Raw genomic sequence first — 12,904 nt, forward strand, 5'->3', positions numbered from 1 at the left:
CGACATGTGTAGCTGACGAATACTAATCGATCGAGGACTTAACCAAATTAGGTGATTCTCGAAAAACCTTGCGGTTGTTTGATGTTGTGTCCAGTTTTGAGGGAATGAAATTTTTTGTTCTTTCTTTTAAACCTGTTGTTGAAATCAGCAATGGAAACTTGGTATAATAGTTTTTGTTCCAAGCAAGCAGAATAGTCTAGTGATGACAGCGAAGAGGTCACACCCGTTCCCATGCCGAACACGGAAGTTAAGCTCTTCAGCGCCGATGGTAGTTGGGGGTTTCCCCCTGTGAGAGTAGGACGTCGCTAGGCAATATTCCACAGTAGCTCAGTGGTAGAGCAATCGGCTGTTAACCGATCGGTCGTAGGTTCGAGTCCTACCTGTGGAGCCATTTTTCTGCTTCCATAGCTCAGCAGGTAGAGCACTTCCATGGTAAGGAAGAGGTCGCAGGTTCAAATCCTGTTGGAAGCTCCACTCATGGCCCGTTGGTCAAGTGGTTAAGACACCGCCCTTTCACGGCGGTAACACGGGTTCGAATCCCGTACGGGTCACCACTTTTAAAATGAAATTATCCCATGGAGAATTAGCTCAGCTGGGAGAGCATCTGCCTTACAAGCAGAGGGTCGGCGGTTCGAGCCCGTCATTCTCCACCATTTTTTTTGCCGGTGTAGCTCAACTGGTAGAGCAACTGACTTGTAATCAGTAGGTTGGGGGTTCAAGTCCTCTTGCCGGCACCAGTTTTCATTTAAATACGGAGGGGTAGCGAAGTGGCTAAACGCGGCGGACTGTAAATCCGCTCCTTCGGGTTCGGCAGTTCGAATCTGCCCCCCTCCACCATTTTTTTAAAAACGGACATATTCAGAGATGTCCTTTCTGTTTTTTTAGGGCATACTGTTCTTAAATAACATTGGGCTATAGCCAAGCGGTAAGGCAACGGACTTTGACTCCGTCATGCGTTGGTTCGAATCCAGCTAGCCCAGCCAAGAGCCATTAGCTCAGTTGGTAGAGCATCTGACTTTTAATCAGAGGGTCGAAGGTTCGAGTCCTTCATGGCTCATTACAAAGCGTCTCATCGATTTTATCATCGATGGGGCGTTTTTTTGTCTTTTTTAGAGAGATGGTGAGGTGAGGTCGGCACAATAAGAGGTCAGGAACGCACAATAATGGTGGAGGTCCTCATAATAATGAGGAAAGTCTATCTAATTGGGCTGAGGCTGCGTTAAATGCCATTGGGCTTGGGTAAGGATAGGGTCCAGTTTAGGCGTGAGTTTGATCTTTTGAGTTACCCAACTGCATGAAGAGCCCCCGGGCTTCGCCGGGATGTTTCTGAAGGTATGCAGAATGAGGAGTGAAGTGTGTAGAATAACGGGGAAAGTCTATCGAATTAGACCAAAAGTGTGAAGAATGAAGAAGAAAGTGTATCGAATAAATGACATAGTTTAGATAAAAGCGTATCGCTGCAGTTACCCAACTGCACGAAGAGCCCCCGGGCTTCGCCGGGATGTTTCTCGAGGTATGTAGAATGAGGAGTGAAGTAAGTAGAATAACCGAAAAAGTCTATCGAATAAAACCAAAAGTAAGCACAATAAAGAAGCAACAACATAAAATAACCACGCTAGTCATCATAATACTCCTCCCAACTGTTCTCCACCCATAGACACCTGTATATATATACATAATTCTGCCCAGTTGAGTCACTTCAAATGAAAGCGTTACAATAGGAAGGCAGTACATAGAAGGGGGAGCAATCATGCAAAAGAAAAACATCTCTGTAATCGGAGTACCGATGGATCTCGGTCAGATGCGCCGCGGCGTGGATATGGGACCGAGTGCGATTCGTTATGCCGGATTACTTGAACGTTTAGAGAATATTGGTCATACGGTGACGGACCTTGGTGATATCCGGATTGACCAGGCTGAGCGCGTACATACGGCTGAGACGAACCTTCGTAATCTTGAGGCTGTGGTAAAGGGCAATACAGAGCTTGCAGATCAGGTAAAGGCTGTGAAGGATGCAGGCGATTTTCCGCTGATTCTAGGTGGAGATCACAGTATTGCGATCGGCTCACTGGCTGGTATCAGCAGCAAGCATGAGAACCTTGGTGTCATCTGGTACGATGCACACGGTGATTTAAATACAGGTGAGACGTCACCTTCAGGGAATATTCATGGTATGCCGCTTGCGGTAAGTCTCGGTCTGGGACACGAGGACCTTGTGAACATTCACGGCTATACGCCTAAAGTGAAGCCTGAGAACATTGTGATTATCGGAGCGCGTTCTTTAGATGAAGGCGAACGTGAGCTGATTAAGGAAAAGGGCATCCGCGTGTATACGATGCACGAGGTTGACCGTATGGGTATGACGCGTGTGATGGAAGAGTCGATCGAGTATCTGAAAGGCCGCACAGATGGTGTGCACCTGTCACTTGATCTGGACGGACTGGATCCAAGTGATGCGCCGGGTGTCGGAACTCCGGTACTTGGAGGAATCTCTTACCGCGAAAGTCACCTGGCGATGGAAATGCTCGCTGAGGCGGATATCCTGACGTCAGCTGAATTCGTGGAAGTAAATCCGATTCTTGATGAAAAGAACAAGACTGCAACGGTTGCAGTTGCGCTGATTGGATCTTTGTTTGGCGAAAAGCTTCTGTAATAAGATAACGCAATTCTTCATTTAATAGTAAGGTAAGCAGACCGGAACAACTTTTCAAAGCTTGTTCCGGTCTGTTTCATGTCAGCAAATGAGGCAACTCTATACCCTCCCCACCTATTCCCAAAAACTTCATATTTATTTACTTTAACTGGATGACCCTTTTGTCGAAACATAGTATAATAGAAGGGATGCAATTCGACACAGAGGTCGAAAATGAACGTACATAAAAAATCTCGAAATAAAAATAAAAAGCGTGAAACCTTTTGCGCCTTCGATCCGTAAACAGGTTAGAGCCGCATGAAGCGGAGGTAAAGGAAGAATGGAACTCATCGTGAAAAAGAGAATACAGCAGGTGCTGAAGGGTGATCAGAATGCGTTCGGCGAGATTGTGGAACTCTATAAGGATAGAGTGTATCATGTATGTTTCAGGATGTTAGGCAATCGTCATGAGGCGGAAGATATTGCGCAAGAAGCATTTATCAGAGCTTATACCAACATTCATACATTTGATATCGACCGCAAATTTTCCACGTGGATTTTTCGTATCGCCACGAATCTTTGTATTGACCGGATCCGTAAAAAGAAACCGGACTATTACCTGGATGCAGAAGTTGCTGGGACAGAGGGGTTGACGATGTATTCTCAGGTGGAGTCGGATGAACCGTTGCCTGAGGATAAAGTAGAATCAATGGAATTACAGGAATCAATTCAGAAAGAAATTTCATTATTACCCGACAAATATCGTTCTGTGATCGTATTAAAGTATATAGAGGAGCTATCGCTGAAGGAAATCAGTGAGATTCTGGATTTACCGCTTGGCACAGTCAAGACCAGAATTCATCGTGGACGGGAAGCGCTCCGAAAGCAATTAAGATCAATTTAGGAGAGGGTGAGTCTCGTGAACACTTGTCCTGAACACATCGTGCATTTAATGCATGAGTATTTAGATGAAGAGATTTCACAAGAACAGGAAAAGGAGTTAAAGACGCACCTTCAGCAATGTGAAGCGTGCAAAACTCATTTTCATGAATTAAAGAAGACGATTGCGCTCGTGCAGAGCACATCGCATATCCAGGCGCCGTCTGACTTTACCGCAAATGTCATGAACAGGCTGCCAAAGGAAAAGAAAAAAGCCGGTATGAATCGATGGTTCCAGCGACATCCGTTATTTGTGGCCGCGGCTGTGTTTTTCGTATTAATGAGCGGAAGCCTCTTCGCCACATGGGGTGGGGACAATGAGTTTGCCTTTACGCCAAGTGAAAAAGTAGTGGTAGAGGGCAGTACGGTTGTGATTCCTGAAGGAGAAACGGTTGAGGGAGACTTTACGGTCCGCAACGGCGATCTGCGTGTAGAAGGGGAAGTCACTGGCAATGTGACCGTCATTAACGGTGAACAATATACGGCAGGTGCAGGAACGGTTACAGGTGAAATTGAAGAAATTGACCAGGCCTTCGAATGGCTCTGGTACTCGATTAAATCAGCTGTGAAAGAACTGGGCGATTTTAGTCGCTCTTCAGATACAGAATCATAAGAACTGCCAATTTGGTGGTTCTTTTTTTCGTCTGTAAGTCCTGCGTTCTGCCTGACGAATAATTTATAATGTAATAAGTGGTTTTTGGTTGAAAAATGGGTATAAAGAATTATAAGACGATTCGCGTTCATTGTGTTAAAGTGATGAAGAGAGGGGGATGGAAGATGAAGGATATCAAAACAGAACAATTATTTTCCCTGTTACGCTGGGTTTTTCTTATTGCAATCTTCGCGATCTATCTGATCCCTTATTTACGTGAACAAATCGGCTTTACCGGACAGTCGTTTCCAATATTGGTTTTGACCTTTTTCATGTTTACTGTATTTGCGCAGTTTCAATTATATAAAGCAACAAAGCAGCAGCTTTTATTTCCTCAATTACTTCAGAGCGGGGTTTGGATCGATTACGGTGCCTTTGTCTGGCTCGTTGCGATCACAGGTGGAATTGAAAGTGAATTTCTGCCGGTTATGTACATTATTCTGATGCATGCGATGATTTACTGGAAGGAACGCGGTGCTGTTTTAATGACGATGGCTTTAATGATGGCCATCTGGTCCATGCCGTACTTTTTAAATGGCTACACGCCTGAGGTTCTGATTTCCGGAGCGCTGCAGACATTTATTTTGATTGTCATGGCCGTATTCAGTGCGATCCTCGTTTTACAGGAGCGCAGGCATTTAGATAAAGCCGCACATCTTGGAAATGAACTTCGCCAGGATTATTTAACGGGCCTTTACAATGTGCGCCATTTTGACGAGGAGCTTGAGCAGCTTGTGAAGCGCAATGAACCTTTCCACTTATTGATCGGGGATGTTGATCACTTTAAGGTGGCGAATGATCACTATGGTCATCTATATGGAGATTATGTTCTTGAAAGAGTTGGCCCGATGCTGAAAAAGGTGAGCGGCGAGCATCTTGGCAAGGCATTTCGCTATGGTGGCGAGGAATTTGTCTTTTTATTTCCCGGGAAAGAATTTAATGTCGAACGGTTTCTCGGTGATCTCTGCTCAGAGGTGGAAGAGCTGGATCTGCAGCAGCCTGAGTGGAAACTGAGCATGAGTGTAGGCTACACGATCTTTAAGCGCAACCGTTCGGCTGAACAGGTCGTGGCGGAAGCCGATCAGCGCCTGTATCACGCGAAGCGGAACGGGCGGGCATGTGCCGTCCTTGAAGATGAGCAGGTATTTCACTATTTAAAAGCACAGTAACAGCTGTTTCAGTTTGATGACATTCCGTTTCACACACACGAAACAGGGGCATTGTGTTATAATGGTGGAGTTTAAGTGATTTCAGCATTTATGGCAGCTTAGCTTGCTGCCTATTATAGAGAGATAAGTGAACAGCCCTTTTAAATAGATAAATGGAGGAAGTCCCATGCCGTTTTTTGAACAATTTTCAGATTTAACGGTGTTAGACATTGCAGTGCACCTTTTAGACATACTCCTTGTATGGTATTTGCTGTATAAGCTGATTACCCTGATTAAAGGGACGAAGGCAGTCCAGCTGCTAAAAGGAATCTTTGTCATCGTTATCGTTCGGATACTAAGTGAACTCCTTGGCTTCAATACGCTTGCGAGCATCATGCAGGAAGTCATGTACTGGGGGGTTCTCGGGGTCATTATTATCTTCCAGCCGGAGCTTCGCCGTGCACTGGAGCAGCTGGGGCGAGGAAGAATTTTCACAAGAGGTAATTTGCAGGAGGATGAAGAGCGGACGCGTCTTGTTGAAGCGGTCACAAAGGCCGTCAGTTATATGGCAAAACGCCGGATCGGTGCCCTGATCTCGTTTGAGCGTGAGACGGGAATGGGTGATTATATCGAAACCGGTATTCCGATGGATTCAAGGCTGACGAGCGAGCTGTTGATTAACCTGTTCATTCCGAATACGCCACTTCACGATGGAGCGGTGATCATTCAGAAGAACCGGATTTCAGCTGCTGCGTGTTATCTGCCGCTGTCAGAAAGTCCGTTCATTTCAAAGGAGCTTGGAACGCGACACCGAGCTGCACTTGGTGTCAGTGAGGTAACAGATAGTATTACGATTGTTGTATCAGAGGAGACGGGAGCCATCTCCATCACGACAAACGGTGAGCTGAAGCGTAACCTGGAGCTGGATGAGTTCAGTAAGATCCTCCGCCGCGAATGGTTTAACGAAAAAGAAGGCGCATCCGGATCGTCACGATGGAACTGGAGGGGGAAAAAGTCTAATGGATAAATTCCTTGAAAGCCGCTGGTTTTTACGAGGGTTTGCTCTCATGATTGCCCTTTTTATGTTTTTTTCTGCAAACAATGTAGAGGAAGGGTCCAACAGCTCAACCAGCTCTCAGAATGATATCGAGACGATTGAAAATGTGCCGGTTGATACGATGTACAACGAAGAAGAATTTGTCGTCAGCGGGGTACCGAGTACGATTGACGTAACGGTGGAAGGCCCGGCTGCGTTTGTTGCGAGAACGAATTCTGCACGTGATTTCCGCGTGTTTATTAATATGTCTGATCTGGATATCGGGACACATGAAGTCAATATCCAGTATGAAAACTTTTCCCCTGAGCTTCGTGTCACGTTGAATCCATCTGTAGCAACCGTCACCATTGATGAGCGCTTGACGCAGGAATTCAGAGTGGACGCTGAGTTCAACCAGTCGATTGTGCCGGAAGGGTTCCAGCTTGATTCGATTGACGTGGAGCCGGAAACCGTTCAGATTACCGGAGCGCGAAGTGTGCTTGAATCCATTCGTTATGTAAGAGCATCCTTAAGCACGGACGGAGAAGTGGAGGATGGAGACACCTTTGAATCCGCCGTCCAGGTGCTTGATGGTAATCTGGACAAGCTGCCGGTTTCTATTGAACCGCAAAACGTGGATCTGACTGTGAACATGTCACAGCCAAGCAAGGAAGTCACCCTGGTTCCGGTTCAGCAGGGCGAACCTGGAGATGGTCTTGAAATCGAAGACATTTCACTCGTAAATGAGACCGTGACGATTTTTGGTCCAACCAGAACCATTGACGAGATTGACCAGATTGAAGTACCGTTTGACATATCAGGCGTAACAAGAAGCGGTTCGAGAATAGAAGTGCCGATCCCTGTGCCTGAAGGTGTATCTGAACTTTCCTCTGAAACGGCTTCCGCTGTTGTCACGCTGACAGGCGGGGAAGGCAGTACAGATAATACCGGTGAAACTGCCGATACAGAGGATCCGCCACCTGACACTGATCAGGATGAAACGGCCTCTAATGATAATCAAAATGAAAATAATAATAATACAACGGAAGAGCTGACTTTGTCGGCTCTTCCTGTTGAAACGAGAAATATTGGCGATGATCTGCAGGCAACCTTTTTACAGCCGGCCGGCGGGGAGCTGAATCTGCGTGTAACGGGTGATGCCGAGACGCTTGAAGGCTTATCAGAAGATGATTTTTCACTGTATATTGATGCTGAAGGTTTAGATGAAGGTGAACACAACGTTGAGGTCCAGGTGGAGGGACCTTCAAACGTCACATATATCCTGTCGCGGCCAAGTGTCACCATTTCACTTGCGCAAGCGTAGTCCTGCAGGAAACAGGAGCGATTAATTAAGGAGCGATGATTAGAATGGGTAAATATTTTGGGACAGACGGTGTACGTGGAGTAGCAAATACAGAACTGACACCGGAAATGGCTTATAAATTAGGACGTTTTGGCGGTTACGTATTAACAAAAGAAACGAACCGTCCAAAGGTATTAATCGGACGTGACACACGAATCTCAGGACATATGCTTGAAGGCGCGCTTGTCGCAGGTCTTCTATCAATCGGAGCAGAAGTCATGCGTCTTGGTGTCATTTCTACACCAGGAGTAGCATTCCTGACAAAAGCAATGGGCGCACAGGCAGGCGTCATGATCTCAGCTTCACACAACCCGGTAGCAGATAACGGTATTAAGTTCTTCGGCCCGGACGGCTTTAAGCTGACGGATGACCAGGAAAATGAAATCGAAGCACTGATCGATGCAGAAACGGATCAGGCACCACGCCCAACAGGAGGCGACCTCGGTATTGTGACAGACTACTTTGAAGGCGGACAGAAGTACCTTCAGTATCTGAAGCAGACTGCTGATGAAGACTTCAATGGCATTCATATTGCATTAGACTGTGCGCACGGTGCAACTTCTGCACTTGCGACGCACCTGTTTGCGGACCTTGATGCAGACCTTTCAACAATGGGCGCATCACCAAACGGCCTGAACATCAATGAAGGTGTCGGCTCAACACACCCTGAAGCACTTGCTGCCTTTGTAAAAGAGCGCGGTGCAGATGTTGGTCTATCCTTTGACGGAGACGGTGACCGCATGATCGCGATCGATGAAAACGGTCAGGTAGTAGACGGCGACCAGATCATGTTCATCTGCGCGAAGCATCTGAAATCAGAAGCACGTCTGAAGCAGAACACAGTCGTATCAACGGTAATGAGTAACCTTGGCTTCCATAAAGGGCTTGAGGAAGCAGGCATCCAAAGCATCCAGACCGCTGTTGGTGACCGTTACGTAGTAGAAGAAATGAAAAAAGGAAGCTACACACTTGGCGGAGAACAATCCGGCCACATCATCTTCCTTGATTACAATACAACAGGAGACGGCCTCCTATCCGGACTTCAGCTCGTGAACATCATGAAGCTGACTGGCAAAAAGCTGTCCGAGCTTGCGGCTGAAATGGAAATCTTCCCGCAAAAGCTCGTCAACATCCGCGTCAGCGACAAGCACGGCGTAACCGACAACGCGCGCGTTAAAGCCGTAATCGAAGAAGTAGAAAAAGAAATGAACGGAAACGGCCGTATCCTCGTGCGCCCATCCGGCACAGAACCACTCGTCCGCGTCATGGCAGAAGCCCCAACACAGGAGCTTTGCGACCAATACGTCAGCCGCATCGCTGAAGTCGTGGAAGAAGAGATGGGTGTAAAAGCATAATTGCGTAAATGAAGCAGGTATCCTTTGGGTGCCTGTTTCTTTTTGTTTGGGGAGGTGGTGTGGGCTGGCGGGAAGTGAGGGAATAAAGTTGTGGAGTGAAGGAATCAGGTGATCGGAGTGATGGAATTATGTCCGGCAATGAAGGAAAAATGGGGCTGGATAAGCTTAGTGAAGGAATTAAATTCCAGAAAGAAGGGATAAAAATCTGAAAAGCACGAAATAAAATCTCAAACAATCGAATAAGTGCCCACAGTGAAGGAATCCCGCACGCCGGCAGAAATCCCGCTCTTCAGGTTACCCAAGTGCATTCAGCAGGACCAATACCGCAGAACCGGACAGACTGATCAACAAACCTACATTGCGCAAGCAGCTCTTCAGTACTCAATAAGGCTGGATCCCCTAAAAAGCCATATTGTCATTCAGACATTATCACGGCTGAAATGAGAGACGGTTACCCAAGTGCATCTACAAGATGCTGCTCCGCAGACGAGGCATTCTAACGATAAAGCCCGCATTTGCGCAAGCAGCTCTCAACAACCAAAAAACCTCCGCATTTACGGAGGTTCCTCATACGATAAATCAGTCGCCACCGCCACCACCACCGTCACCGCCTCCGTCAAAGGAGCTGTGGTCGTGATGGTTCGAGGGCCCGTCATCAAAAATCAGTATGCCGTCAGATGAATTCCGGTTTCTTTTCAGCATGTGGCCCATAAATTTATACGGGTCTTTACCATTTACGACGCCATACGTGAACGGATGCTCGCGCAGACTGCCGGCATCCTGTGGCGCGTATTGCTTCAGGTTGGCATTTCGGCGCTTAATCATCGCAGCGCGCAGCATCCATGGATCAAGCGCCTGGTCTGTAATCGTGAACGTTTCCTTTGAATCGAGCACCTTGCGGAAAGCCTGAATGCTGGATTTGATCCGCTTTAACTCCAGGTTTTCTGTAAAGCTTGGAATCAACAGGACATAAAAAAACAGAACGATCGCAAATTCAGCAATGGATTCGGATGCGCTATCACTTTCAATCGTGATGCCTACTATGAAGCATAGTAGGACAAACAGGACGGACCAGCGTTTACGCATAGGCTGGCGGATAGACTGTACGAATAAAAAGCCTGCAACCAATGTAAAAAGCACCATTTCCCAAGTGCCGGAGCGGTCGAGTACCCGAAAGCTGATGACGAGCACGAACAGCAATCCAAGAAGACTATTCCGCACAATAATCGGCCAGCGCACGGTGCCAAGCTTCTTTTGGAATTCTTTTTTCGCAAGGTTGCTCCATTTATTTTCTCGGTAGCTGAAACGCGTTTTACTGTGAACGTCCTCACCAAGCGCTTCATCCAGTTTGAAGGTGCCGCCGGTTGGAAACAGCCAGTCGAGTAAGTACGTCTCAGCATCCGTGTAATCCGATTTATTGCCGACCTTTCCAAATGCGACCGTTTCCTCAGGCAATCCTTTTTTCCCGACAGATACGACGGACGTTCTCAACACACCCTGCTCAACGAGTGAATATAATCCAGCGATCAGTCTGTGCTGAATCGAGACAGATTTAAACTGGATGAAATACAGCATCAGTGGATCAACGGTCATGATATCGATGGCCTCTCCGCGCTGTCTCCGTTTACGGATGAAAAAGAGCACACCTAATACGAGGAATAGGCCAAGCAAAATGACGGTGATTCCAGTAATCACAGGGCTTGTGATGTCCTGAATACTGCGGAAGCGCTCTGCTCTCGCAAGCGCGGCTTCCTCACGCGCAACCGCCTCTTCATACGAAACGGGAGCAGCAGTAGCCGACGCCTGTGGCACGAGTTCAGACGGGAACAACAGCTTCACCTCAGTCGTTGTGAACATCGGTGACTCAGGCGTTTGAAAGGTCACGTTCGTTTCGCCCTGGCGAACAATTCTCCCATTGCGATCATCAAAAAACGCACGGTAGCTGCCCGGTGTAACTGTATCGGGAAACACGACATCAATCGTGACGTTATTCAAGTCCTCGTCATGTTCACTGCCGTCGCCGAAAATGGGGAAATACAGCTCGCTATATTCGTAGTAACGATCCACAGCACCCACGAGGATATACGAATAAAAAATCTTATATTCGCCAGGTTCAGCATTAATATTCATCCGCATCTCATTGTCGCCTCTGACAAAATCGACCGCACTCACATCTTCAGGCGTCAAAAAACCCGGGCGATCCTCCTCGCCAATCACGCGGTGAGCCTCAAATTGCTCCACCCCCTCGTGACCTCTATCATGAATCGTGCGCAAAATATCTTCCTGCGGATCCTCGAACGTGTAATGGAACACCTCATTGACTTCAACATCACCATTCGGATAAATCCACGCACGCACATTTACCTCATCAATCGTAAATGCACCAGCCGGTAAGACAATCGCCATCCAGATTAGAAACGTTGTTATACTAAGTTTGATCTTCATTTTAACCTCCGGAAAAGGGGTGTTTTTATGTAAAGTAGGTGTTGGTGATCAGTACATAAAATGATTGGAACGATACAAATTCCGTCCCTTCCTCACCAGCTACCGAATCCACCTCAATACACGTCTGACCATCGATGCATTCAAGTAACGCACAGAGAATGCCTGATGGACTGTTACATAAGTGAGCGGATGTTTGTCAGCATCCCATCCACCTTCACTCATCCGTGCAGCGACAAGCTTTTCCTGCTTCAGCATGATTGCGCGGGCTGTCCACGCATCAGCATCATCCCTGAATGCTACTTGCGCTTCTCCTGCACGAAGCGATCTTTTAAATGTCCGGATGGCAGCGCGTGTTTCAAGCAGCTCTTTATTTTCACTGAGAGCTGGTGTCATTAACACAAATAAGGCCATGAAGATGGAAAACACGTAAGAGGTCTCTGTAAATGCCGGAAACCCGCTGTTTAAGCCTGCGACCCACAGAACGACAGTCAACAGCATCGGCCAGCGCTTATGATGCGGCTGCCTTATGGCTCTGAACAAAAGAACACTTGCGATCGCGGTAAGGATAAGGGCAGCTGCGGCCGTTCCGTACACAAAAATCATGATGGCCGTCATCACGGCGAGCAGGCTGTTTTGAACGAGTCTCGGCCATCTCACAGGTGGAAAGCGTCGGCTATAGCTCAGGTGTGTCCTGCTCAGCCATTTCTCAAGTGCCGCATGCTGCTTGTCTGATTGGATCGGCGGCTCAGCTCCAACGCCAAACAGCACGTTTTTTGAAGCGGCAAACATGCCTTTTACAAGCGCTGCTTCCTGCTCAGTCGTGCGGTCCATGTTTTTTCCTCTGCGCTGAAAGCCGAGCAGCGTTTCTTCCTGGACCGCCATATTCACCACCCTTTTTTCAACGAGCGTCAGCAGACCGCCAAATAAGGCGATCCCTGCGGCCTTGCCCCGATGAATAGCGAGATGAACAGAGAGTGGATCGACGTCCAATAGTTTGGCTGCTGATCCCCTAATACGAAGTCGTCGGGCAATCAGCCAGACCATAGCTATAAGCAGTAAGCCTGCGAAGCACCCATTCAGTATAACGAGTAAACCAGCCAGCTGATCAGGCATGCCCGCATAAAGGACGGCTTCAGGTGCCGCCCGGAAGTGCCCTGTTGTTAAAAGGGTCATTACATGTATCAATGATGTCATTTTTTCCTCCAGTGGTGTTGATGCGGGAACAGGACAAAAGCCTGCTGGAACAATACAAATCCAGTACCGGAACAGTACAATTCCCATTTCTATCATAACAAAAAATGGTACTTTACAGGCGGATGATACAATAAAATGTT

9 protein-coding genes, 8 tRNA genes and 1 rRNA gene are annotated in these 12,904 nt (G+C 47.4%); 16 read left to right on the forward strand and 2 right to left on the reverse strand.

The genetic code is table 11. The features are described from left to right. Nucleotides 1-195 precede the first annotated feature (195 nt). From rrf to glmM, 16 genes are all read left to right on the forward strand, one after another. Nucleotides 196-311, forward strand: a 5S ribosomal RNA gene (rrf, locus tag E2491_RS12665). 5 nt (nucleotides 312-316) lie between these two features. Then, nucleotides 317-391, forward strand: a tRNA-Asn gene (locus E2491_RS12670). A gap of 7 nt (nucleotides 392-398) precedes the next feature. Next, nucleotides 399-474, forward strand: a tRNA-Thr gene (locus E2491_RS12675). Nucleotides 475-479: 5 nt separating this feature from the next. Beyond that, a tRNA-Glu gene (locus E2491_RS12680) sits at nucleotides 480-554 on the forward strand. 23 nt (nucleotides 555-577) lie between these two features. Further along, nucleotides 578-653 (forward strand) — tRNA-Val (locus E2491_RS12685). 8 nt (nucleotides 654-661) lie between these two features. Continuing rightward, nucleotides 662-737, forward strand: a tRNA-Thr gene (locus E2491_RS12690). 16 nt (nucleotides 738-753) lie between these two features. Next, nucleotides 754-837 (forward strand) — tRNA-Tyr (locus tag E2491_RS12695). 71 nt (nucleotides 838-908) lie between these two features. After that, nucleotides 909-983: transfer RNA gene (locus E2491_RS12700), tRNA-Gln, on the forward strand. Nucleotide 984: 1 nt separating this feature from the next. After that, nucleotides 985-1,057: transfer RNA gene (locus E2491_RS12705), tRNA-Lys, on the forward strand. A gap of 693 nt (nucleotides 1,058-1,750) precedes the next feature. Continuing rightward, complete coding sequence (gene rocF / locus E2491_RS12710; RefSeq protein WP_134375999.1) at nucleotides 1,751-2,653, forward strand: arginase; 903 nt, start codon at nucleotides 1,751-1,753, stop codon at nucleotides 2,651-2,653. A 319-nt stretch (nucleotides 2,654-2,972) separates the two neighbouring features. Then, nucleotides 2,973-3,536: an RNA polymerase sigma factor SigW gene (gene sigW / locus E2491_RS12715; RefSeq protein ID WP_134376000.1), complete on the forward strand. Its 564-nt coding sequence runs from the start codon at nucleotides 2,973-2,975 to the stop codon at nucleotides 3,534-3,536. Nucleotides 3,537-3,551: 15 nt separating this feature from the next. Then, nucleotides 3,552-4,184 (forward strand): anti-sigma factor family protein, encoded by a 633-nt coding sequence (locus E2491_RS12720; RefSeq protein WP_134376001.1) that lies wholly within the window; start codon nucleotides 3,552-3,554, stop codon nucleotides 4,182-4,184. Nucleotides 4,185-4,348: 164 nt separating this feature from the next. Continuing rightward, nucleotides 4,349-5,392 (forward strand): GGDEF domain-containing protein, encoded by a 1,044-nt coding sequence (locus E2491_RS12725; protein ID WP_166805878.1) that lies wholly within the window; start codon nucleotides 4,349-4,351, stop codon nucleotides 5,390-5,392. 166 nt (nucleotides 5,393-5,558) lie between these two features. Next, nucleotides 5,559-6,398, forward strand: a complete 840-nt coding sequence (cdaA, locus tag E2491_RS12730; RefSeq protein WP_134376003.1) for a diadenylate cyclase CdaA — start codon at nucleotides 5,559-5,561, stop codon at nucleotides 6,396-6,398. Further along, nucleotides 6,391-7,731 (forward strand): CdaR family protein, encoded by a 1,341-nt coding sequence (locus tag E2491_RS12735; protein WP_166805879.1) that lies wholly within the window; start codon nucleotides 6,391-6,393, stop codon nucleotides 7,729-7,731. The genes cdaA and E2491_RS12735 overlap by 8 nt, the downstream gene beginning before the upstream one ends. Nucleotides 7,732-7,775: 44 nt before the next feature. Further along, nucleotides 7,776-9,125, forward strand: coding sequence for a phosphoglucosamine mutase (glmM, locus tag E2491_RS12740; protein WP_134376005.1), 1,350 nt, complete (start codon nucleotides 7,776-7,778; stop codon nucleotides 9,123-9,125). 579 nt (nucleotides 9,126-9,704) lie between these two features. Here glmM and E2491_RS12745 read toward each other — a convergent pair. Together E2491_RS12745 and E2491_RS12750 are read right to left on the reverse strand one after the other, a co-directional pair. After that, nucleotides 9,705-11,570 (reverse strand): DUF2207 domain-containing protein, encoded by a 1,866-nt coding sequence (locus tag E2491_RS12745; protein WP_134376006.1) that lies wholly within the window; start codon nucleotides 11,568-11,570, stop codon nucleotides 9,705-9,707. 99 nt (nucleotides 11,571-11,669) lie between these two features. Next, the gene (locus E2491_RS12750) at nucleotides 11,670-12,764 is read right to left on the reverse strand and encodes a hypothetical protein (RefSeq protein WP_134376007.1); all 1,095 of its coding nucleotides are present in this window, start codon (nucleotides 12,762-12,764) and stop codon (nucleotides 11,670-11,672) included. Between the last annotated feature and the right edge of the window lie 140 nt (nucleotides 12,765-12,904).

It is taken from the genome of Jeotgalibacillus sp. R-1-5s-1 (genome assembly GCF_004405105.1).
GTDB lineage: Bacteria > Bacillota > Bacilli > Bacillales > Jeotgalibacillaceae > Jeotgalibacillus.

Bases quoted from the DNA above. Each gene is read 5' to 3' on its own strand.
- rocF (WP_134375999.1), top strand. From the start codon at position 1,751: ATGCAAAAGAAAAACATCTCTGTAATCGGAGTACCGATGGATCTCGGT.
- sigW (WP_134376000.1), top strand. From the start codon at position 2,973: ATGGAACTCATCGTGAAAAAGAGAATACAGCAGGTGCTGAAGGGTGAT.
- E2491_RS12725 (WP_166805878.1), top strand. From the start codon at position 4,349: ATGAAGGATATCAAAACAGAACAATTATTTTCCCTGTTACGCTGGGTT.
- cdaA (WP_134376003.1), top strand. From the start codon at position 5,559: ATGCCGTTTTTTGAACAATTTTCAGATTTAACGGTGTTAGACATTGCA.
- E2491_RS12735 (WP_166805879.1), top strand. From the start codon at position 6,391: ATGGATAAATTCCTTGAAAGCCGCTGGTTTTTACGAGGGTTTGCTCTC.
- glmM (WP_134376005.1), top strand. From the start codon at position 7,776: ATGGGTAAATATTTTGGGACAGACGGTGTACGTGGAGTAGCAAATACA.
- E2491_RS12745 (WP_134376006.1), bottom strand. From the start codon at position 11,570: ATGAAGATCAAACTTAGTATAACAACGTTTCTAATCTGGATGGCGATT.
- E2491_RS12750 (WP_134376007.1), bottom strand. From the start codon at position 12,764: ATGACATCATTGATACATGTAATGACCCTTTTAACAACAGGGCACTTC.